Origin of the sequence: Paenibacillus sp. FSL L8-0494 (assembly GCF_038003695.1) — a bacterium.
Taxonomy (GTDB): Bacteria; Bacillota; Bacilli; order Paenibacillales; family Paenibacillaceae; genus Paenibacillus_AQ; species Paenibacillus_AQ odorifer.
In genome coordinates this window covers 4,009,270-4,029,210 of record NZ_JBBOPQ010000001.1, presented here as the reverse complement: position 1 = coordinate 4,029,210, position 19,941 = coordinate 4,009,270, and the positions used below count along the sequence as shown (strand labels likewise).

Here is a 19,941-nt window from a genome sequence, read left to right as displayed (position 1 = left end):
TCTTAATGACACAAGCAAAGGAAGCCATAGAAGCGGTCAGTTGGCAGGAAAAGTCCGAGTGGTTCCAACAATGTCTACTACGTAATTATTATAATGCTGAGACTGGTATCATGAACCAATGGTATCCCAGAGAGTACAACGTTGCGGGGGAAAACTTTTATTATTGGTGGCAGGCTCATGTCATTGATATTTTAGTAGATGGTTATGAGCGTAGTGGAGATCCTGTGTATTCCTTGAGAATTAAGGAGCTAAGTCAAAGTCTGCAAGCTTATAACGGGGGGACTTTCAGGCATAATTACTATGATGATATGGAATGGACAGCATTGGCGTTGCTGCGTGCTTATCGGGTTACAGGACATGAAGCCTATTTAAGTGCTGTGCTTGATCTATGGGAGGATATTAAGACGGCTTGGAATGAACAGTTGGGTGGAGGTCTGGCGTGGAAGAAGGATCAGCTCGATTATAAAAACACTCCTGCCAATGCACCTGCCGTTAACCTTGCAGCCCGGCTATATGAACTTTTTCATAAGCAAGAGGATCTGGAGTGGGCACTCCGTATCTATGAATGGAACAAGACATATTTAGTGGATTCTGCGACTGGTTTTGTGTGGGATGGGATGAATAGACGCGGGGATGGCCAGATCGATTACGATTGGGAGTTTACGTACTGTCAGGGAGTGTTTCTAGGCGCTGGCCTAGAGCTTTACAAGAATACGGGTAATGTTCATTACTTAGAAGATGCGAATCGAACGGCTAATACTTGTATTGATCGGTTATGTGATCCGGTTAATCTGATACTGCCTGATGAAGGCATTGATGATACGGGTTTGTTCAAGGGTATTCTGATTCGTTATTTGGTTCAGCTCTGTAAAGAATCTCCTGAAAATATCCGTATTCGCGAGGTCGTATTGGCCAATGCAATGCAGTTATGGGAAAAAGGTCTGGATAAACAACTGGGTCTGTGCAGTTCATCGTGGGAAGTGAAACCGGAGCTTCCGGTTCAGCTGAGCATTCAACTCAGCGGCTTGATGCTGCTGGAGGGTGCGGCGGCACTGGCGAACGAGTAGCATATAAAATATAAAGACACCTCAAGAGAGGTGTCTTTTTGTTGTTTGAATAACTATCTACAATTAGAAGATTCGATGCTTCCAGCCATTTAATTTAGCGATAGCCTCAATATAATAGTAGTCTCCATAGATCAGGGATACATCAATGAAGGAATCGCCACTGCCAGTTCCGTGCAATAAAATCGCTTCATGCTCCGGCTGCTCCCAGGTTGCGTAATTTTCAGTCAGTGAGCGCAGAATTCGCTCCGCTGCATTTGCATATAGACTTTTTTCGCCTAATGGTACGATATCTGCAAGCTCTAATAATCCTGAAGCGGCTATAGAGGCTGCGGAGCTATCTCGGAACATCCGTGTGTCATCCTCTAGGCGGAAATCCCAAAAAGGGACTTGATCCTCGGGTAAAGCAGAGATGAAATAATGTGCGATCCGTTTAGCAGTGTTCAGGAAACGTTCATCTCCAGTGTGGCGATAAGTATTGATGAAGCCGTACAGTCCCCAAGCCGTTCCACGGCTCCAAGAGGATTCAGCCGAGTAGCCTTGACCGCCAAAATTCTCAATATAAGCACCTGTCTCTGCATCAAAAGAAATAATATGTTTGGTGGATCCATCCTCACGTATGCCATATTGCATCGTCGTCTCGGCGTGGTTAATTGCAATATGCTTATAGCGGGGATCACCTGTCACTTTGCTGGCCCAGAACAGCAGGGAGATATTTAACATACAGTCGATAATTACCCAGCCGTATTTATCTTCATTCCATGCGCGGATGAATTTGCCTACAGGATTATAGCGGGCAGCGAGGAAATTCGCCGCTTCAATTCCTCTGCGCAGGGCATCTTCGTCACCTGTAATTGTATGTTTGATTACAGCTGTCGGTAGGAATTGGAATCCCACATCGTGATGCATCTCAACCGTTGGTTTAATAAACCATTCCTCCAAGGTACCGTCCCAATGCCAAGCGGCCTCCTTGTAAAGGTCTTTTCCGGTCATATCATGCATGATCCAGAGGAGTCCAGGCCAGAACCCTGTAGTCCACCAGTCTGAACCGATATCATCAAATTTGCCATCTTTTCCGGCGAAATGCGGGCACTTATCACCTATCTGCTCTATCATACGTTCTACTTTTGTATCGAGTCTACCCATGATCTCTTGCCAATAAGGGTTTGTCATTGTTACTGCCTCCAGTGTATTTAGGATGTTATGAGTATAGCTTTCTAAAGTTCAGGAAAGTTGTGTTTTGATATAAGGAAATGTTTGATTATTGTCATGTTGTAACAGGCTTTTAATCTATAACTGACAAAATACAAACATTTCTGCATAACACATTAAAACTTTATCGGTGTTAGAAGCGATACAATCTAAATGAACAGGAGGATGGTAAAGTGGATGATTTACAAGTATATAAAGCACCTAAAGATTTCCCGGGACGTGAGGATTATAAGGTAAGAGTACGGCAGCCTGAAGGAGAATGGCATAGCTTGTTTATTTACGAGGTTAAGGTAGATATGCATGAGGTACGTCCTGCATCCATGGCTTATTTTGATCTGGAAGGTACAGTAGAAGTTGAAGTCACCTGTCTTTATACGGAGATTGATTGTGTGAACATTGCTCCGGCTTCGCGAGAGGTCACTTACGAACATCATGGAAATACCATTTTGTTTAAGCTAACGGGTCCGCAAAAGTTATCGATTGAGATCAACGGTGATATTTTTCGGAATCTGCATTTATTTGCTAACCCTAAGGAGAAGGATGCCCCTCAACCAGAGGATGCTAATGTCCTAGTAGTCCAACCGGGTATACACCGGAAACCTGATCTTTTACGTCTGCTGGAAAATGCCGCTGCTGATCCTCGTGAAAAGAGGAAGGTGCTTTATTTCGCCCCGGGCACACATTATATAGAAGAAACAGTATTGCCGGTCCCTTCGGAAACCACGGTGTATCTTGCCGGAGGTTCTGTGCTTGTAGGTTCCTTGGTATTCGAGGGAGTTCATGATGTATCCATTCGTGGTCGCGGTATAATTTATCTTGCGGATTTTCATCGATTCTCGGCCTTTCGAGGGATACGAATTGTTTTTTCACGATCTATAAATGTGGAAGGTATTACCGTGATTGATCCGCCACATTATAGCATTTTCATCGGGCAGTCTGAGCAGATTGTGATTGATAATTTCAAATCGTTTAGCACTCGCGGTTGGTCTGATGGCATTGATATCATGTCTAGTTCTGAGATTAGAATCCGGGATGTTTTTATGCGTAATTCTGATGATTGTATTGCTATCTATGGCTCAAGATGGGATTTTTATGGGGATACCCGCAATATTAGCGTTCATGATTCTATTCTGTGGGCGGATGTTGCTCATCCATTGATGATTGGCACTCATGGTGACCATGAACGGAATGGTGACGTAATTGAGTCTATTGTTTTTGCGAATATTGATATCTTGAATCATCACGAACCGCAAGAGAATTATTGGGGGGCACTGGCGATTAATGCCGGGGATCGAAATAAGGTGTGTAATGTTCTATATGAAAATATACGTGTGGAACGTATTGAGCAGGGGCAGCTAATTGATGTGCGAGTGGTCTATAATAAGGACTACAATCCAGAGCCGGGGACAAGCATCCGGGACATTACATTTCGAGACATCAGCTATAGCGGGAGGGCGAACCCTTCACGAATTTATGGATATGACGAAGAGAGAGCTGTTGAAAATGTGACCTTTGTCAATTTAAGGATCAATGGTGAACTGATGGACGCCCCCCGCCCAGAGCTGATGGATATTAATCATTTTGCTAAAAATATACTCTTCGTTACTGAAAAAAATACGGTTGTGTAAATTGGATCTAATTACTTTTTCTATATTTTAATGGAGTCGTCCCTAGGACTCTTTTGAACAGTTGATTGAAATAAGAGGCATTTGGAAAACCAACAGTGATTCCGATTTGCTCCACAGGCAGGTCTGTCGTTCCTAACAAGCGGCAGGCCTGTTTGATCCGGCGGGCAGTCAGATAATCAACAAGCCTTCCTCCGGTTTCCTGATGAAAGATTCTGGAGATATAGGATTTGGACAAGTGAATCTCCTCAGCCAACTGATCCAGATTAACCTCCTCATGATAATGCTCTTCGATAAAACTCATGATTTTCTCAGAATAGCGCAAGGTTCGCCGTTCTCCTGATTGGAATACATGCTGATCTTCAGTTCCTATACTGCTCAATAATTGAAGAATTAACAGTGAAATGTCTTCGGTATCCTCAGTCAGACTGACTTTTTTATTGTGATTATAATGCTCCAGAATCCACTCCACAGACTCAACGTGGTCCTTAAGATCAAAGGCACAATGTGTATTTTTTCCTTGCCAAAGCGCTGTGAATAAAGCCTTTCTTTTCGCAAAACCCTCCAGCAGGTGCTCAGCAACATGTGGATCAATGTAGAAGATGGTTCGTTCAAAAGGACACTCGGGAGAAACCTCAGAATAGATCCGGTGCAGCTGATAGGGCTGGAAAAAGAATAACATTCCCCTGCGAATATCGTACATCTGCTGATTCACAACAACGTTTCCCTGTCCGCCATACACGAACATGACTTCGCAGCATTGATGCCAGTGATAATAACCTTTGTAATAGTCGTCGGTATATATTTTATAATCCCAAATCAAGGTCTTGTGTTCTTCAAAAACAACAGGTTCGAACAGCTGCTTCATAGGCCCTCCAAGATGACAAAATATAAACATTTTCTTATATCCCATTATAACTTTAATTATTATGAAAGCGATACAATAAATACGTTAAACTATGAAAAATCCGGTAGTGGAGGGTAACATTATGACGCGAAAAATTGTTAATCCGGTGTTGGCAGGTTTTCATCCAGATCCGTCTTTTATTAGAGTAGGGGATGATTATTATATCGCAACATCTACTTTTGAATGGTTTCCAGGTGTAGAAATCCATCATTCCAAGGATCTAGTCCATTGGCATTCCATTTCACGTGTTCTGACAGAAGCCTCACAAGTAGATCTGCGTGGTAACGTAAGTTCTGGTTCCATTTGGGCACCAGCGCTTTCTTATGATCAAGGCGTGTTCTATCTGCTATTTACAGATGTGAAATCTCGCAAAAGTGTATATAAAGATCTGCATAACTATTTAATTACAGCGACTGATATCATGGGTCCGTGGAGTGAGCCGGTTAGACTTAATGGCAGCGGGTTTGATCCATTTTTGTTCCATGATCTGGACGGGACCAAATGGCTGCTTAATATGCGTTGGGATTTCCGTAAAAATCACAATAACTTCTCTGGCATCATTATGCAGGAATATGACCCGGAGACTGGCAAATTAACGGGACCTATCCATGAAATTTATAAAGGGACACCTATCGGAGTGACCGAAGGTCCGCAATTGTACCAGAAGGATGGGTACTATTACTTACTGACAGCTGAAGGGGGCACCGGCATCAACCATATGGTTACCTTAGCTAGAAGCCGAAGCCTCACAGGTCCTTATGAGACTGATCCGGATTTCCCGATTATGACCACGGCGCATGATCTGACCTACCCGTTTCAGCAAGCAGGTCACGGATCGCTCGTAGAGACTCAGAATGGGGACTGGTACATGGCGCATTTATGCACACGTCCGATTCCGGGAACGTCAACGATGAATCCGTTAGGCCGGGAAACTGCTATTCAACGCTGTGAATGGACAGAGGATGGCTGGTTGCGATTGGCCCACGGAGGGAAGCTGCCTGCATTGGAGACAATGGCTCCTGAGCTGCCGGTATTCACTTTTGAGGAGCTGCCAAACAGAGATGATTTTGATGGAGAGGTTCTTGGATTTCCATACCAAAGCTTGCGTGTGCCCTTTGATGAATCTTGGGTTAGCTTGAAGGAACGCCCAGGGTTTCTTCGTCTGCGCGGTAGAGAGTCGTTAGCTTCACTGCATGATCAGAGCTTAATTGCCCGGCCGATTCAACATTTTGAATGCTCAGCTACAACCTGTCTGGAATTCAAGCCGGATAGCTTCCTGCAAATGGCTGGACTAGTCCTCTATTATGATGACAGTGATTACTATTATTTGCGTGTTACCGCAGATGAGATCCGTGGAACTAGTTTGGGCGTTGTGCTGTGTAGAGGTGGCAAATACGATGAGATTTCCTCTATGCAGCTATCTGTGAAGAATTGGGATCGTTATTATCTAAAGGCGGAAATTCATGGACGTGATCTGTTGTTTTATGCCTCTCCAGATGGGGTGAATTGGACAGCTGTCTGTACTCCCTTAGATTTTGGCACGCTTTCGGATGAATATGGCGGTAAGCTCGGATTTACCGGTTCCTATGTCGGGGTATGTGCTCAGGATTTGGATCAGCAAGCGAAGCCGGCTTATTTTGACTATTTTGAATATAAAGCTTTATAGGTGTTCGAAAAAACCATAACATTCTTCATATTCTATTTTAGGATAAAATGTTAATTTTTACTTATCTTACATAGAAAGGGATGTTTGTGATTTTGAAAAAGACTTATAAAGTCGCACTAACCTGCACACTCTTGCTGAATCTGGCCCTGTCCTCTGCTGCAATGGCCGCATCCATCGACGTCGACGTGAGTAATTTGAAAGAAGTCCAAACTTCTGGACCGGAAAAGGCTTGGGTTGGAGAATGGAAGGGCGACGATACGATTATTGTGGACACACAAGGAAATGTTACTACTGTTGGAGAACTCAAAGAGTCTTCAAGCTTTGTACCTCCGGCAGATGACAATCTTATAAATAATGAATTGCTGGCACCGGAGCTGATAACACCTACTTTTGAACCAGATTCTCCGCAAGCCACTCTATCTTCCGCATATGGTCATGCGTGGCCGTATACAGCCGAAAATAGTTATGGGATTAACTGTTATGGTTATGCCTTAAGATTTCCAGGAGCAATCAATCCTGGTGATGGAGACGGGGTCTCAAATGTCAGAGATCCTGCCTATTTTACTAATGTGTATTATACTGCTGGTCTTGTAGTTCAAGATGGCAATACGAATCCTTTATACTTTAAGCCGGGTTGGCGGATACTTCCGGGCCGAACTGCAGCGATTAATTCCGATGAACATCGAATTGCACTTAGAGTGGGGTGGATCGACTCAAATGGCAATGGTAAAGTCGATATTCCTGAGGATAACGTTGATTACCACTTCATGCTTCAAAATAGCTCAGGTTTATGGTCAGAGAAACATGGACATCAACCTTCTCAAAACACAGCAATTTCAGATCCTAGCAATTTCGTCTGGAGCAATGGCTCTCATTATGGTTTTTACAATAGCGTGACCGTTTATATTGCTGCAAAAATATTTTAGAATTTCATAAACATTACGTATGGAATAGCGATAGTCTTTTTTTGAAGATTATGGCTATTCTTTTTTAGTTTCGAATTGTTTATGGGATTATGTATACACTTTTTAACTTTGGTATGATACAATTAAATTGTACACAAATTAAATAAAGGTGGTTATTTTGATGGTATGGGTAGCTAATATTATGGTCGGTGTTGTTGCGTTAATACATATCTATATTGTTTATTTAGAAATGTTCGCTTGGTCAAAGCCAAAAGGGCTTCGAGTCTTTGGAATGACACAGGAAGTTGCGGATGCTTCTAAAACTCTGGCCGCGAATCAAGGGTTATACAATGGATTTTTGGCGGCAGGTTTAATTTGGGGATTGGTTCATCCGAATGTAAATTTCGGCCATCAAATTGAAATCTTCTTCTTGGCAACAGTTATTGTGGCGGCATTATATGGCGGACTGACGGTGAAAAAGTCTATTTTGTTTATGCAAGGTCTTCCAGCCTTAGTTGCATTAATCCTCGTGGTTTCGATTTAAGATAACTTAGAAGTAATGGACTTTAGTAGGGTTTCTACTCGCATACATGCGTGGTGGAGCCCTTTTTTGCGTAAGATCAAGAAATTATTGGAAAAGGATATGCGCTGGTTTAAATGCAGAAATTATGAATAGGTGTACTAAGAAACAGCAAAGAAGTGGTAGATTAATATGTTTTAGGTAAAGGTGCGGCCTTTAGATAAGATGAAAGGGGGACTTTAGCAAACCTATTGCATGCTTGTGTGGGCTGAAAGAGTAGACGAAATAGCGTTTAATCTGAAAGTTTTAGACTTTAAAAGTAAAACCTTATCATAAAAAAGAGCTGCTTCCCAGCAGGGATCACCTGTCGGGAAACAGCTCTTTTTATGTGCTGGTTAAATGAGGATCTTATTTAATAGATGCTGTATAAATCGCTTCTACAGATTTGGAGAGGAGCGCGTTAAACTCTTCTTCTGATTGTCCAGCGCTTAGTCCCTGCGATAACGCACGTGAGAAGCTGGCAATCAGTCCTTGATTATGGGCGAGCTTATCGTTTGCTTCCGCTTGTGTGTAACCGCCTGATAAAGCGACAATTCGCAAAACGTGAGGATCATCCATTAATTCGCGGTAGAAATTATTCTCCGTTGGAATGGAGAGCTTAAGCATGACCTTCACGTCTTTGCCCAGCGTAGACAATTGGGGCGATAGTTCTTCTTTTAGCAGCTTCTCTGAAGCTGTTTTATCAGCAGTGTGGATATCAACTTCCGGTTCGATAATAGGAACGAGTCCCGCTGCTAAAATCTGCTTGCCGATTTCAAACTGCTGTTCTACCACCTTTTTTATACCGGCAGGGTTAGCCTCTTTAATCACCGAGCGCATTTTTGTACCGAAGATGTTACGTTCGTTGGCCCGCTTCAGAAGATCATTCAAGCCGGGAATAGGCTTCATTAGTTGTACTCCGTCCTCAGGGTCGGCAAGCCCTTTATCGATTTTCAGGAAAGGCACAATACCTTTTTTCTCCCATAGAAAATCGGCAGTATATTGACCGTCTATAGAACGATCCATTGTGTTCTCAAATAAGATTGCACCCAGTATATGCTTAGAATCAAATGCAGGGCTCTTGATAATGCGCGTTCTCATCTCGTGAACCAACCCATACATTTGATCTTCATTAGAGTAACTACCCTCTGCAACGCCATATTGCAGCAGCGCTTTAGGTGTACTTCCACCACTTTGATCCAAGGCAGCTATAAATCCCTGTCCCGTCCGAATTCGTTCCCATTGCTCCATATTCATGAAAATTCTCCTTCCTTTCGTGAACTGAATGAAAATTCTTATGTTCATTAACTATAACACTTAATGTACCGGCTCTAAACAAATGGCATTGTAAACTTGGCAGGTAACTAGTTCGTCATGAGTAGTTTTGAATCTGCGATATAAGGACTTCTGGGTCCGGCTGTTCTATGAGGATGACGTGGTATCGACGTCTGAGGTCATCTGAGTCCGGACTAGCCAAGATTGACGATAATACACACCGTAACGGACTGTATTGCAGCTATTTGGTGTTTTTGGAGCATTATTCAGAAGTATCGGACCGCAAAGCTCTTATTGCCAAGTTTTTGCTCCAAAGAAGAGTGGATTTGGTCGAATAGCTGCATCCGAGTCCGATAGCAGGGCGACATGGCCTAAATCTGCGAAATAGCGTCTCCTGAGTCCGGACCGTCGATGGCGAGGACGAGTAGCCTCAGCAGACGATTAAGAATCGACATATAGCGTCATCTGAGTCCGGATTAGCCAAGATAGACGATACTACATCATCGTTCGGACTGTATTGCAGCTATTTGGTGTTTTTGGAGCATTTTTCAGGAGTATCGGACCGCATAGCTCTTATTGCCAAGTTTTTGCTCCAAAGAGGGGTACATTTGGTCGAATAGCTGCATCTGGGTCCGATAGCATGGCGAAATGGGCTAAATCTGCGAAATAGCGTCTCCTGAGTCCGGACTTTCGATGGCGAGGACGGTAGCCTCAGCAGACGATTAAGATCGACGTATAGCGTCATCTGAGTCCGAACCCATAGTTAGTGTGGACATAAAGCCTCAACTGACGAGTACGAATCGACGTTTGAGGTCATCTGAGTCCGGACTAGCCAAGATTGACGATAATACACACCGTAACGGACTGTATTGCAGCTATTTAGTGTTATTGGAACATTTTTCAGAAGTTTCGGACCGCATAGCTCTTATTGGCAAGTTCTTGCTCCAAAGAGGCGTACATTTGGTCGAATAGCTGCATCTGAGTCCGATAGTATGGCGAAATGACCAAAATCTGTGAAATAGCGTCTCCTGAGTCCGGACCATACATGGTGTGGAGATAAAGCCTCGGCAGACGCGTGCGAATCGACGTTTGAGGTCAACTAAGTCCGACTAGCCACTATTGACGATAATACACGCCGTAACGGACTGTATTGCAGCTATTTAGTGTTATTGGAGCATTTTTCAGGAGTATCGGACCGCATAGCTCTTATTGCCAAGTTTTTGCTCCAAAGAGGCGTACATTTGGTCGAATAGCTGCATCTGAGTCCGATAGCATGGCGAAATGGGCTAAATCTGCGAAATAGCGTCTCCTGAGTCCGGACCATCAATGGCGAGGACATGTAGCCTCCGCAGACGATTAAGCATCGACGTATAATGACCCTGAGTCCGAACCCATAGTTAGTGTGGGCCTACAGCCTCGGTTGATGAGAACGAATCGACGTTTGAGGCCACCTGAGTCCGTCCCCTCCATGGTGTGGACATGCAGCCAACGCAGACGAGTGAGAATCGACGAATAAGGTCTGTTAGGTCCGATCTCGCAGCAGTCGGAGATGCGGGCAAACATAAATGTTACTCCAAGCAGAAACTAAAGACGCTCTATGCGAACTTTAAAGTGATCCCCCAAAGCGCACACCTAGCAAACTTCAAGACATTCACAGGGTTCACCTAGCAAACCTCAACTCGTTCCCAAAGGTACTCTTTACAACATATTGTCCTCTTGGGAGACTCCAAGTCATTCCGAAATGCTGAGTGAAAATTCCTTCGAAGTATTCTCTGATAATATTCCTCGAAGTAGTCACTTTTTATGCTTAATTCCCAAACTTGGAATCAAATCGCATAGTCTTCTTCGAGGCGCGCCAGACCAATCCAGTCAATTACTTAAAGTTAGTTTGAAACACAGTGGAAGGATGATCACATTTAGGCGACTGGGAATTTTGATCATGTTATAAACAGCTTTGTATGAAGAATTTTAAATCAGAGTGTGTAAAGTTAGAGCACCTAAACCCATGCTGGGAGCGGGTTGTTAACTTGCTCGCGGATTATTTCCTAGTAATTTAATATGAATAATCCAATAAGATAATTGGTGTGACATTAATCATAATTACCAATTTGAAGCTTTGTGAAAATAATAACTTTTCGTAAATGTCGAAATGAGGTTGACGAATAAAAATATCAGTCGTATGATTGATTCTACTGAGTATGCTAGTAATTAAAAGTAAGTTAATAAATAATATATAATAGCGGGAGGAATGAAAGTGGAATCATCAACATTTGTGCTTTTTGGCGCTACAGGAGATTTAGCAAAACGTAAAATCTATCCTGCACTATATAACCTCTTTTTAGATGGTCAAATTTCAGGTCCTCTCTCAGTGATTGGATTAGGAAGAAGAGAAGTTTCAACTGAAGCTTTCCGTAAGCAAGTCCTGCAATCTTTGCAGACATTTTCTAGACAGCCGGCAGTAGAATCTCCACAGTTGCAGGTTTTCTTGGAAGCTTTTGAATATAGCGTTCTAGATGTAGGTAATACAGAGGATTATTTGAAGCTCCTGGAGCATGTTAAACGTCGTGAGCAATTGCTTAACATTCCGGAGAATCGGATGTTCTATTTATCGGTGGGTCCTGAGTTTTTCAAGGAAATTGCCGCCAATATTCACTCCAGTGGTCTGGGATCGACGAAGGGCTGGAAGCGTCTGATTATTGAGAAGCCTTTTGGTACAGACTTGCAAACAGCAAGAGAGTTAAATGACAGCTTGAATGCCGTATTTGCAGAAGAAGAGATTTTCCGAATTGACCATTTCTTGGGTAAACCAATGGTTCAGAATCTGGAAGTTCTAAAATATTCAAATCCTGTACTTAGAGCACTGTGGAAAAATCGTTATATCGCAAATGTGCAAATTACGGCGAGTGAGATTGTCGGCGTTGAAGAACGGGCAGGCTATTATGATAAAGCTGGGGCACTTCGTGATATGTTCCAGAACCATATGCTGCAATTGCTCATGATGATGGCGATGCAGCTTCCAAAAGGCAGTACACCTGAAGAGATCCGCGGGAAGAAAAGATATGTCATGGAGCGCCTCATTCCGTTAAGTAAAGACGAGGTTAATCAATACGTTATCCGCGGACAATATGCTGAAGGTGAAATTAAAGGTAAATCTGTTGCAGGATACTTAGATGAACCAGGAATTAGCCAATCCTCACAAAATGAGACGTTTATTGCAGCGCGTTTGTTTATAGATGATCCATTGTGGAATGAAGTTCCGTTCTATATCCGTACCGGCAAGAGAATGAAAGAGAAATCAACAAGAATTGTTATAGAATTTAAAGAACCGTTTAATGATAACAATAACAAAAATAAAGGGAATGACGTTCCAAATCTACTCATCATCGAGATCGGTCCAAATGAAGCCATTACGCTTCAGTTGAATACGAAGGATCAGTTGCAGAAAGGGAAACTTGAACCTGTCCTCGCTACTTATGAAGCCGGAACTTCAGACGTACCAGAAGCTTACGAAAATCTGATCTTTGATGCGCTTCGTGGTGACGCCACTTTCTTCGCTCACTGGAAAGAAGTCGAGCTGTCATGGCAATGGGTTACACCAATCCAGGAAGCTATGGAGGAGGGGCTAATGCCACTTCATACCTATGCTTCAGGTTCTTATGGTCCAAATGCGGCTATGGAGCTTTTGGGTGAAGACCGCTGGTGGTTTGATGATGCAGATCAGGAGTCAGATGTTCTCGACGCTCAAGCAGAAGTTGCAGCAGCGCAGGAATCTATACGGCCAGGGGCTTAAGCCCCTGCCTGTTTTTTTTGCCAATTTAGCTAAAATACATCATAAGAATCTATAAATCGGAGGGAATTTACATGAAAGTAGGATTAGTTGGGTTAGGAAAAATGGGTTTTAATTTGGGTCAAAATTTGCTGGATCATGGACATGAGGTTGTTGCTTTTGATCTGAATGCACCTGCTGTAGAAGAAATGAAAGCTAAAGGCGCTAGTGGAGCAGTTACGCTTCCTGAATTGGTGCAGCAATTGGAAACGCCAAGAATCATTTGGATCATGGTTCCGCATCAGGTCGTTGATTCTGTAATCGCTGAACTCACTCCACAATTGTCTAAAGGTGATATCGTTATTGAAGCAGGAAACTCGCACTACAAGGAATCTATTCGCCGGTATGAGGAATTGAAGGAGCACGGAATTCACTTTATGGATGCAGGCACCTCTGGTGGTATGGAAGGGGCGCGTAATGGCGCTTGTTACATGGTTGGCGGAGATCCCGAAGCTTGGGAAGTTGTGGAGCCGATTTTCCGTGATACAGCTGTAGAAAGCGGCTTTTTATATGCTGGTAAAGCAGGTAGCGGCCATTTTCTAAAAATGGTGCATAACGGTATCGAATACGGCATGATGGCTGCGATCGGTGAAGGTTTTGAGGTTCTGGAAAAGAGTGAATTTGACTACAACTTTGAGGAAGTAGCTCGGGTGTGGAATCACGGCTCTGTAATCCGTTCATGGCTGATGGAACTTGTGGAACGCGCCTTCTCGAAGGACGCTAAACTAGATGAGATCAAGGGCATTATGCATTCGTCTGGTGAAGGCAGATGGACGCTTGAAACCGCCTTTGATCTACAAGCGGCGACTCCGGTTATCGCAATGGCGTTATTGATGCGTTACCGTTCCCTAGAGACTGACACATTTACTGGTAAAGTAGTAGCTGCACTGCGGAACGAATTCGGTGGACACGCTGTGGAAACTAAATAAGATTGGCCGACTCTGAAATGAGTGTTTACAAGCTCGAATTTCCCGCAATTTATGTTGCGGAGAAATTTGGGCTTTTTATTTTAAGGGGAATAGATAATGGGAAGTATAGATGGAGTACGAATTTAATGCAGTTTACATATTTTAGGGGTAGAAGGGTAAGTTAGGAAGCAAGGGGGAGATTTCATGCAAAGTGGAATTCGTGAGCGACTTCATTTTCTAAATAAATTTCTGCATGCGCCCCGACAATATGGTAGTGTGACTCCCAGTTCACATTGGCTGGCCCAGACGTTGCTTGATCCAGTGCCTTGGAACCAAGTGCATTCTATGGCTGAGTTAGGTGCGGGGACTGGTGCAATCACAAGGTTTATTCCGCGTGGAGAAAAGACCGGTATGAATGTTCTTCTATTTGAAATAGATCCTGATTTTCGCAGTCAATTAAGAGAGGAATTCCCCGGATGTTTCTGCAACAACGATTGTCTCCGGCTGCGTCTTGCGCTTCATAACAGCAGTCTGGAGAAGCTGGATTGTATCGTGAGTAGTTTGTCTTTGATGAATTTCTCGAAGCCAGACCGCACTAGGTTTATGGAACAGATCATTTCTTCTTTAAAAGAAGGAGGGTGGTTTATAACCTATGAATATTTTCCGCGGATGAAAACAGAGTTGAGCCAGCATTTTGAGATCCTACACACGAAGTGGGTGCTGCTGAATTTTCCACCAGCGCTTGTATATATTTGCAGGAAAAAAACCACAACGCAAGTGCAACGCGAAAATCCCAAATCAACAGTCAACGTAGTCCCAATCTCTCAGGTTTATACAAAAAGATAATCATCTTTATACAACAAATGCCGTCACCCATTACTCATTGGGGAACGGCATTTTTAATTGGGCACCGAAGGCATTTGAGCCCGATCAATAGAGAAGCTCAATATTCTCTTTGTTCAGGCGCTTCAACCAAACCTCAGAAGGCTGGCGGTCTGTGATCAAAAAGTCGATTTGGCCAAGCTCGATCAGCTTCGTAAAGGCGGTCTTATCGAATTTGGTGTGATCGGCCAGGAGTATGACCTTGTTAGCTTGACGTAGCATATATTTCTTGAGCTCACACTCCGGTTCATTAGAATCTGTGATGCCTCGCTCCATATCAATTCCTTTACAACTGATAACCGCAGTGTCCACATTGTATCTTTGAATGGTGTCATGTGCTACAGGACCCACGAGTGACATGGATCGGTAACGTAAAGAACCACCGGTAGAGATGATATCCATCCCTGAATTCGAGAACTCATGCAAAATATTAATCGAGTTCGTGATAATGGTCAGATTGTTTTTATTGCCAAGCAGTTTTAGAAACTCAAAGGCTGTGGAGCTAGGATCCACCATTAACGTATCTCCATCATTGATTAAATCGAGCGCCTTGAGTGCGATTCCCCGTTTGATATCTGTATTCAGCGCATTGCGTGTAACAAAAGGCAAATCCTCGTTCGTGTGACGATTCAGCATGGCCCCGCCATAGGTTCGGCTCAGAATGCCATCCTTCTCCAGCTTCTCCAAATCTCTGCGTATCGTCTCTTCTGTAACTTCAAACATCCGGCTTAGATCAGAGACTAATACTCGTTTATCCTGATGAACAAGATCTATTATTTTTTTGCGTCTTTCAGCTGCAAGCATAGGGATCACCTTTCCGAAATCTGTATATTCCTTAATCATAGCTCCAAATATCTGTGTTTTGCAATAAAATCAACGTAGAATCATGTTTGTTTTCCAATAATATTCACAAAACGGATATAAAACAAATAAAAACAACATAAATAATATTTAAAATGTTGACAACAAAGATTCGCAGGCATACGATGAAGGAGAAAAGAAGTCCTGTAGTGGTAATTAGATTTGAAAGATACCAGAGCCGGCCCAGTTGCGATTCAGAGGCCAGCCTGAGGCGCTGCAGCCGGAATACTACGCTCTAGCTTGCAGAGTTGTGTGTAAAACTTTGGTGTTGATAAATTAACTTTAGGAGGCTGGTCAAGCAATGAGCACGCATGTGTATTATGTTCCATCGATCAATATTATGGGCAAGGGATGCTTGCAGGAGATTGGTCCATACATCCAAGAACTTAAATTAAAAAAGGCGCTTGTAGTTACGGACAAATTCCTTATGAAAAGTGGCATTGCTGGTAAATTGCTGGCGGTATTGGACGAAGCGGGGATTGAATATGCCATCTATGATGAAGTGAAACCCAATCCGACCTGTAAAAATGTCCACGATGGCGTTGATTATCTCAAGTCGCAGAATTGTGATTATCTGATTTCCATCGGCGGTGGATCACCACAGGATACTGCCAAAGCCATTGGTATCATTGCCACAAATGGCGGTCATATCAAAGAATATGAAGGTGTACACAAGTCTAAGCATAAATCACTGCCGATTGTCGCCGTGAATACCACTGCTGGTACTTCGGCTGAAGTGACCATTAACTATGTAATCACAGACGAAGATCGCAAAGTGAAGATGGTTATGGTAGATAAAAACAGCCTTGCGACGATTTCAGTCAACGATCCTGAGCTTATGGTTGATAAACCAGCTGCACTTACCGCGGCCACGGGTATGGATGCACTGACTCATGCGATTGAAGCGTTGGTGACGCCAGGAGCTTATCCGGTAACTGATGCTACGGCACTAGCCGCAGTGGAGCTAATTTTTGCTAACCTGGCTCGTACTGTGAAGAATGGCCATGATATCGAAGCGCGTGAACAGATGGTATACGCGATATTCCTTGGCGGATTGGCTTTCAATAATGCGGGGCTTGGTTATGTGCATGCGATGGCGCATCAGCTGGGCGGCGTATACGATCTGCCGCACGGCGTATGTAACGCGATGCTGCTGCCTTTTGTGGAAGAAGAAAATGCCAAATATGTGCCTGAGAAATTCAGATCCATTGCTAAAGCGATTGGACTTAATGTAGAGAACCAAACGGATAAACAATGCGCGGATTTCGTAATTGAGTCGATCAAGGCGTTGTCTAAAGAAGTAGGGATTCCAGCCAAATTATCCGAGCTTGGTGTAGAAGAAGTAGATCTTGATCTTCTGGCTGAAAATTCGATGAAGGATGCTTGTGCACCAGGGAACCCTTTTATTCCTACTAAAAAAGAAGTTATTACACTGTTCAAAAAAATATTATAAATCACCCCTTATCATAGGAGATTGTTTATGAATAATCACATCGCCGTTGACATCGGTGCCTCAAGTGGGCGATTGGTGCGCGGAATATTGCAAGAAGGTATTCTTTCCTTAGAAGAGCTTCATCGCTTTAGCAATAGCTTTACGGAACAAGAGGGTTCCTGTTTCTGGGACATTGATTATTTAGTAGAGCAGATTATGATCGGGCTTCAGAAGGCTAAAACCGATGGAATTACTACCTGTACGCTCGGTATTGATACATGGGGTGTAGATTATGTGCTGGTAGATGCGGACGGGAATCGTGTTCAGGAAGTATACGCCTACCGGGACCGCAGAACGGATCTGGCTGTGGATCTGGTGGCAAAGCAGCTTTCACCACAAACCGTCTATGAAAAGACAGGAATCCAGCAGTTATCCATCAATACCTTGAATCAGTTATATGTTCATAATGAAGAAGAGTTAGCGCAAGCGGATCAAATTTTACTTGTACCAGATTATCTATATTACCGACTGACTGGCCGCAAGATCAATGAGGTTACTATTGCATCTACAACACAGCTGTTGAATCTGGAAAGCCGGGATTTTGACGATGACCTATTAGAATTCTTGAATATCAGGAAAGATCAATTTTCAAAATTAACTGAGCCTGGTGTAGTGGTTGGTCCTCTTGACGAAGCTTTAATCCAACAATATGACCTGCCAGAATGCCAACTGATCTGTGTGGCTTCCCATGATACGGCCTCAGCAGTGCTAGGTGCTCCACTTCAAGAAGGCTCAGCTTATATCAGCAGTGGAACTTGGTCTTTACTCGGTGTAGAAAGAACGGAGCCTCTAAATTCTCTACAAGCCATGCAGGTCAACTACACCAATGAGTGGGGAGCCTACGGAACTTATAGATTCCTCAAAAATGTAATGGGCTTATGGCTTATTCAAGAGGTTCGCAGATTACTGAACAATTGTTATAGTTTTGCGGAGCTTGCAGAGCTTGCGCAGGGAGAAGAGGGGTTTCGTAGCCTCATCCCTTGTAATGCACCAAGGTTTCTAAATCCATCCAACATGATAGAAGAAATCCGCAGTGCCTGTATGGAGAGTGGGCAGCCCGTTCCGGAGACACCTGGACAGTTAGCACGTTGTGTTTTTGACAGCTTGGCTTTATCCTATCTAACTTATTTGGAAGAGTTGGAGGAGCTGACAGAACGTCGGATCGAGGGGTTGCAAATTGTCGGCGGAGGGGCGAACAACCGGCTTTTATGCCAACTAACAGCTGACGTTATTGGCAGGGAAGTAAAGGCTGGACCAACGGAAGCGACTGCTCTAGGAAATATAGTAGTGCAGATGATTAGCGCAGATTCCATTGCAGACATAACTGAGGCAAGAGCTATTATCGAACAATCTTTTGAAATAACATCATACATTCCGCAGCCGATCAAGCATTTTGATAACATTCTAAATCGCTGGAGAAGCCTTCATCTGTCCAGAGTGAATGAGCTTATCTAAGCGAAACAGACATTGCACTATTTTAGGAGGATAAACAGCATGGATCAGAGCATTATCACTAGCTATAACGAAGCCAAAAAACTATACGCCACCCACGGTATTGATGTGGATAAAGTGCTGGAGCGACTCGCGCAAATTAAAATTTCCATACATTGCTGGCAGGGTGATGATGTAAAAGGTTTTCTTTTTAAGGAAAAAGAACTAAGCGGGGGCATTGCGGTAACGGGAAGTTATCCGGGCCGGGCGGGTACACCAGATGAACTACGTCAAGATTTAGAAAAGGCGTTATCTCTTATTCCTGGTAAACATAAGGTTAACCTGCATGCTATTTACGCAGATACAGATGAACCTGTAGATTTGGATGAACTAGAGCCACGACATTTTCAATCCTGGGTGGATTGGGCGAAGGAGCAGGGCTTAGGGCTTGATTTTAACCCTACTTGTTTCTCACATCCGAAAGCAGCCGATGGATTCACTCTCAGTCATTCGGACGCGGAGATTCGGGATTTCTGGATCAGACACTGTAAAGCTTCACGTACGATCGCTGAGCATTTTGGGCGGGAGCTGGGTCAGCCTTGTGTGACGAATTTTTGGATTCCAGACGGTTATAAAGATACGCCAGTAGATCGGCTAGCTCCAAGAGTACGTTTAAAAGAGTCGTTGGATGAGATTTTTAGTCAGGAAATAGATCCGCTTTATAATATGGATGCCTTGGAAAGTAAACTGTTTGGAATTGGCTCTGAAAGTTATGTGGTTGGCTCTCATGAATTCTATATGGGTTATGGTTTAACAAATGGAAAAGCAATCTGTCTGGATGCGGGACATTTTCATCCTACAGAAGTGATTTCGAATAAATTATCTTCGATTCTGATGTTCAGTGAGCAGCTGCTGCTGCATGTTAGCAGACCTGTCCGCTGGGACAGTGACCATGTGGTAACGATGGATGATGAGCTGCTGGAAATCGCCCGTGAATTAGTTCGTGGGGACTTACTTCCTCGTACGAATATTGGATTGGATTTCTTTGATGGCAGTATCAATCATCTCGCGGCATGGGTCATTGGCACCCGCAACACTATTAAGGCGTTGCTGCGTGCGATGCTGGAACCAGTGGAAGAACTTAAGCAAATCGAGCAGTCCGGGGATTATACTTCACGTCTTGCTCTGGTAGAAGAGTTCAAATCGTATCCGTTTGGAGCGGTCTGGGATTACTACTGTGCATCACAAGGTACACCGGTGCGTGAGCAATGGCTTACTGAAGTGAAAAATTATGAACAGGACGTTTTGTCTTTAAGATAAAAGTGGAT

The 19,941-nt window shown here is 43.5% G+C and carries 16 protein-coding genes; 12 read left to right on the top strand and 4 right to left on the bottom strand.

Annotated features, from left to right (window positions below):
* The first annotated feature begins 5 nt into the window (after positions 1-5).
* Complete coding sequence (locus NYE35_RS18350) at positions 6-1,067, top strand: glycoside hydrolase family 76 protein (protein ID WP_076275422.1); 1,062 nt, start codon at positions 6-8, stop codon at positions 1,065-1,067.
* Positions 1,068-1,130: 63 nt separating this feature from the next.
* Here NYE35_RS18350 and NYE35_RS18345 read toward each other — a convergent pair whose 3' ends face one another.
* A complete protein-coding gene (locus NYE35_RS18345) occupies positions 1,131-2,237 on the bottom strand; it encodes a glycoside hydrolase family 88 protein (RefSeq protein ID WP_051491557.1) in 1,107 nt (368 codons plus the stop codon).
* A gap of 212 nt (positions 2,238-2,449) precedes the next feature.
* Between NYE35_RS18345 and NYE35_RS18340 the strand changes: the two genes are divergently transcribed.
* On the top strand, positions 2,450-3,904 hold the full coding sequence (locus tag NYE35_RS18340; RefSeq protein WP_341121829.1) for a glycosyl hydrolase family 28 protein: 1,455 nt from the start codon (positions 2,450-2,452) through the stop codon (positions 3,902-3,904).
* Between the two features lie 7 nt (positions 3,905-3,911).
* Here NYE35_RS18340 and NYE35_RS18335 read toward each other — a convergent pair whose 3' ends face one another.
* Entirely contained in the window at positions 3,912-4,769 is an 858-nt protein-coding gene (locus NYE35_RS18335; protein ID WP_051491556.1) for an AraC family transcriptional regulator, read from the bottom strand.
* Between the two features lie 121 nt (positions 4,770-4,890).
* Here NYE35_RS18335 and NYE35_RS18330 point away from each other — a divergent pair, with 121 nt between their 5' ends.
* From NYE35_RS18330 to NYE35_RS18320, 3 genes are all read left to right on the top strand, one after another.
* Positions 4,891-6,474, top strand: a complete 1,584-nt coding sequence (locus NYE35_RS18330) for a glycoside hydrolase family 43 protein (protein ID WP_339210111.1) — start codon at positions 4,891-4,893, stop codon at positions 6,472-6,474.
* A 92-nt stretch (positions 6,475-6,566) separates the two neighbouring features.
* Positions 6,567-7,400 carry a hypothetical protein gene (locus tag NYE35_RS18325; RefSeq protein WP_038571664.1) on the top strand — a complete coding sequence of 278 codons (834 nt, stop codon included), beginning with the start codon at positions 6,567-6,569 and terminating at the stop codon, positions 7,398-7,400.
* 160 nt (positions 7,401-7,560) lie between these two features.
* On the top strand, positions 7,561-7,923 hold the full coding sequence (locus NYE35_RS18320; RefSeq protein WP_036688073.1) for a DUF1304 domain-containing protein: 363 nt from the start codon (positions 7,561-7,563) through the stop codon (positions 7,921-7,923).
* A 384-nt stretch (positions 7,924-8,307) separates the two neighbouring features.
* Here the strand turns inward: NYE35_RS18320 and NYE35_RS18315 are convergent, their stop codons facing one another.
* Positions 8,308-9,195 (bottom strand): fructose bisphosphate aldolase, encoded by an 888-nt coding sequence (locus NYE35_RS18315; RefSeq protein WP_341121827.1) that lies wholly within the window; start codon positions 9,193-9,195, stop codon positions 8,308-8,310.
* Between the two features lie 173 nt (positions 9,196-9,368).
* Between NYE35_RS18315 and NYE35_RS18310 the strand changes: the two genes are divergently transcribed.
* The 4 genes from NYE35_RS18310 (at position 9,369) to NYE35_RS18295 (ending at position 14,793) form a co-directional block, all read left to right on the top strand.
* Positions 9,369-9,551, top strand: coding sequence for a hypothetical protein (locus NYE35_RS18310; protein ID WP_341121826.1), 183 nt, complete (start codon positions 9,369-9,371; stop codon positions 9,549-9,551).
* Positions 9,552-11,467: 1,916 nt separating this feature from the next.
* Positions 11,468-13,003, top strand: a complete 1,536-nt coding sequence (zwf, locus tag NYE35_RS18305) for a glucose-6-phosphate dehydrogenase (protein WP_076225283.1) — start codon at positions 11,468-11,470, stop codon at positions 13,001-13,003.
* A 71-nt stretch (positions 13,004-13,074) separates the two neighbouring features.
* The gene (gene gnd / locus NYE35_RS18300) at positions 13,075-13,968 is read left to right on the top strand and encodes a phosphogluconate dehydrogenase (NAD(+)-dependent, decarboxylating) (RefSeq protein WP_036688068.1); all 894 of its coding nucleotides are present in this window, start codon (positions 13,075-13,077) and stop codon (positions 13,966-13,968) included.
* Positions 13,969-14,151: 183 nt separating this feature from the next.
* Positions 14,152-14,793, top strand: a complete 642-nt coding sequence (locus tag NYE35_RS18295) for a class I SAM-dependent methyltransferase (protein WP_341121825.1) — start codon at positions 14,152-14,154, stop codon at positions 14,791-14,793.
* 84 nt (positions 14,794-14,877) lie between these two features.
* Here NYE35_RS18295 and NYE35_RS18290 read toward each other — a convergent pair whose 3' ends face one another.
* Positions 14,878-15,633, bottom strand: coding sequence for a DeoR/GlpR family DNA-binding transcription regulator (locus NYE35_RS18290; RefSeq protein WP_076100077.1), 756 nt, complete (start codon positions 15,631-15,633; stop codon positions 14,878-14,880).
* Positions 15,634-15,991: 358 nt separating this feature from the next.
* Between NYE35_RS18290 and NYE35_RS18285 the strand changes: the two genes are divergently transcribed.
* From NYE35_RS18285 to rhaA, 3 genes are read left to right on the top strand one after another with little or no spacing between them, the layout of a single operon-like run.
* Positions 15,992-17,143, top strand: coding sequence for an iron-containing alcohol dehydrogenase (locus NYE35_RS18285; protein WP_076273622.1), 1,152 nt, complete (start codon positions 15,992-15,994; stop codon positions 17,141-17,143).
* A gap of 27 nt (positions 17,144-17,170) precedes the next feature.
* A complete protein-coding gene (rhaB, locus tag NYE35_RS18280) occupies positions 17,171-18,637 on the top strand; it encodes a rhamnulokinase (RefSeq protein ID WP_341121824.1) in 1,467 nt (488 codons plus the stop codon).
* A 39-nt stretch (positions 18,638-18,676) separates the two neighbouring features.
* Complete coding sequence (gene rhaA, locus NYE35_RS18275) at positions 18,677-19,933, top strand: L-rhamnose isomerase (RefSeq protein WP_341031468.1); 1,257 nt, start codon at positions 18,677-18,679, stop codon at positions 19,931-19,933.
* Positions 19,934-19,941 lie beyond the last annotated feature (8 nt).

What these genes read in the sequence shown, in the direction of transcription:
- NYE35_RS18350 (WP_076275422.1), top strand. Translation starts at nt 6, where the DNA reads ATGACACAAGCAAAGGAAGCCATAGAAGCGGTCAGTTGGCAGGAAAAG.
- NYE35_RS18345 (WP_051491557.1), bottom strand. Translation starts at nt 2,237, where the DNA reads ATGACAAACCCTTATTGGCAAGAGATCATGGGTAGACTCGATACAAAA.
- NYE35_RS18335 (WP_051491556.1), bottom strand. Translation starts at nt 4,769, where the DNA reads ATGAAGCAGCTGTTCGAACCTGTTGTTTTTGAAGAACACAAGACCTTG.
- NYE35_RS18330 (WP_339210111.1), top strand. Translation starts at nt 4,891, where the DNA reads ATGACGCGAAAAATTGTTAATCCGGTGTTGGCAGGTTTTCATCCAGAT.
- NYE35_RS18320 (WP_036688073.1), top strand. Translation starts at nt 7,561, where the DNA reads ATGGTATGGGTAGCTAATATTATGGTCGGTGTTGTTGCGTTAATACAT.
- NYE35_RS18315 (WP_341121827.1), bottom strand. Translation starts at nt 9,195, where the DNA reads ATGAATATGGAGCAATGGGAACGAATTCGGACGGGACAGGGATTTATA.
- NYE35_RS18310 (WP_341121826.1), top strand. Translation starts at nt 9,369, where the DNA reads ATGACGTGGTATCGACGTCTGAGGTCATCTGAGTCCGGACTAGCCAAG.
- gnd (WP_036688068.1), top strand. Translation starts at nt 13,075, where the DNA reads ATGAAAGTAGGATTAGTTGGGTTAGGAAAAATGGGTTTTAATTTGGGT.
- NYE35_RS18295 (WP_341121825.1), top strand. Translation starts at nt 14,152, where the DNA reads ATGCAAAGTGGAATTCGTGAGCGACTTCATTTTCTAAATAAATTTCTG.
- NYE35_RS18290 (WP_076100077.1), bottom strand. Translation starts at nt 15,633, where the DNA reads ATGCTTGCAGCTGAAAGACGCAAAAAAATAATAGATCTTGTTCATCAG.
- NYE35_RS18285 (WP_076273622.1), top strand. Translation starts at nt 15,992, where the DNA reads ATGAGCACGCATGTGTATTATGTTCCATCGATCAATATTATGGGCAAG.
- rhaB (WP_341121824.1), top strand. Translation starts at nt 17,171, where the DNA reads ATGAATAATCACATCGCCGTTGACATCGGTGCCTCAAGTGGGCGATTG.
- rhaA (WP_341031468.1), top strand. Translation starts at nt 18,677, where the DNA reads ATGGATCAGAGCATTATCACTAGCTATAACGAAGCCAAAAAACTATAC.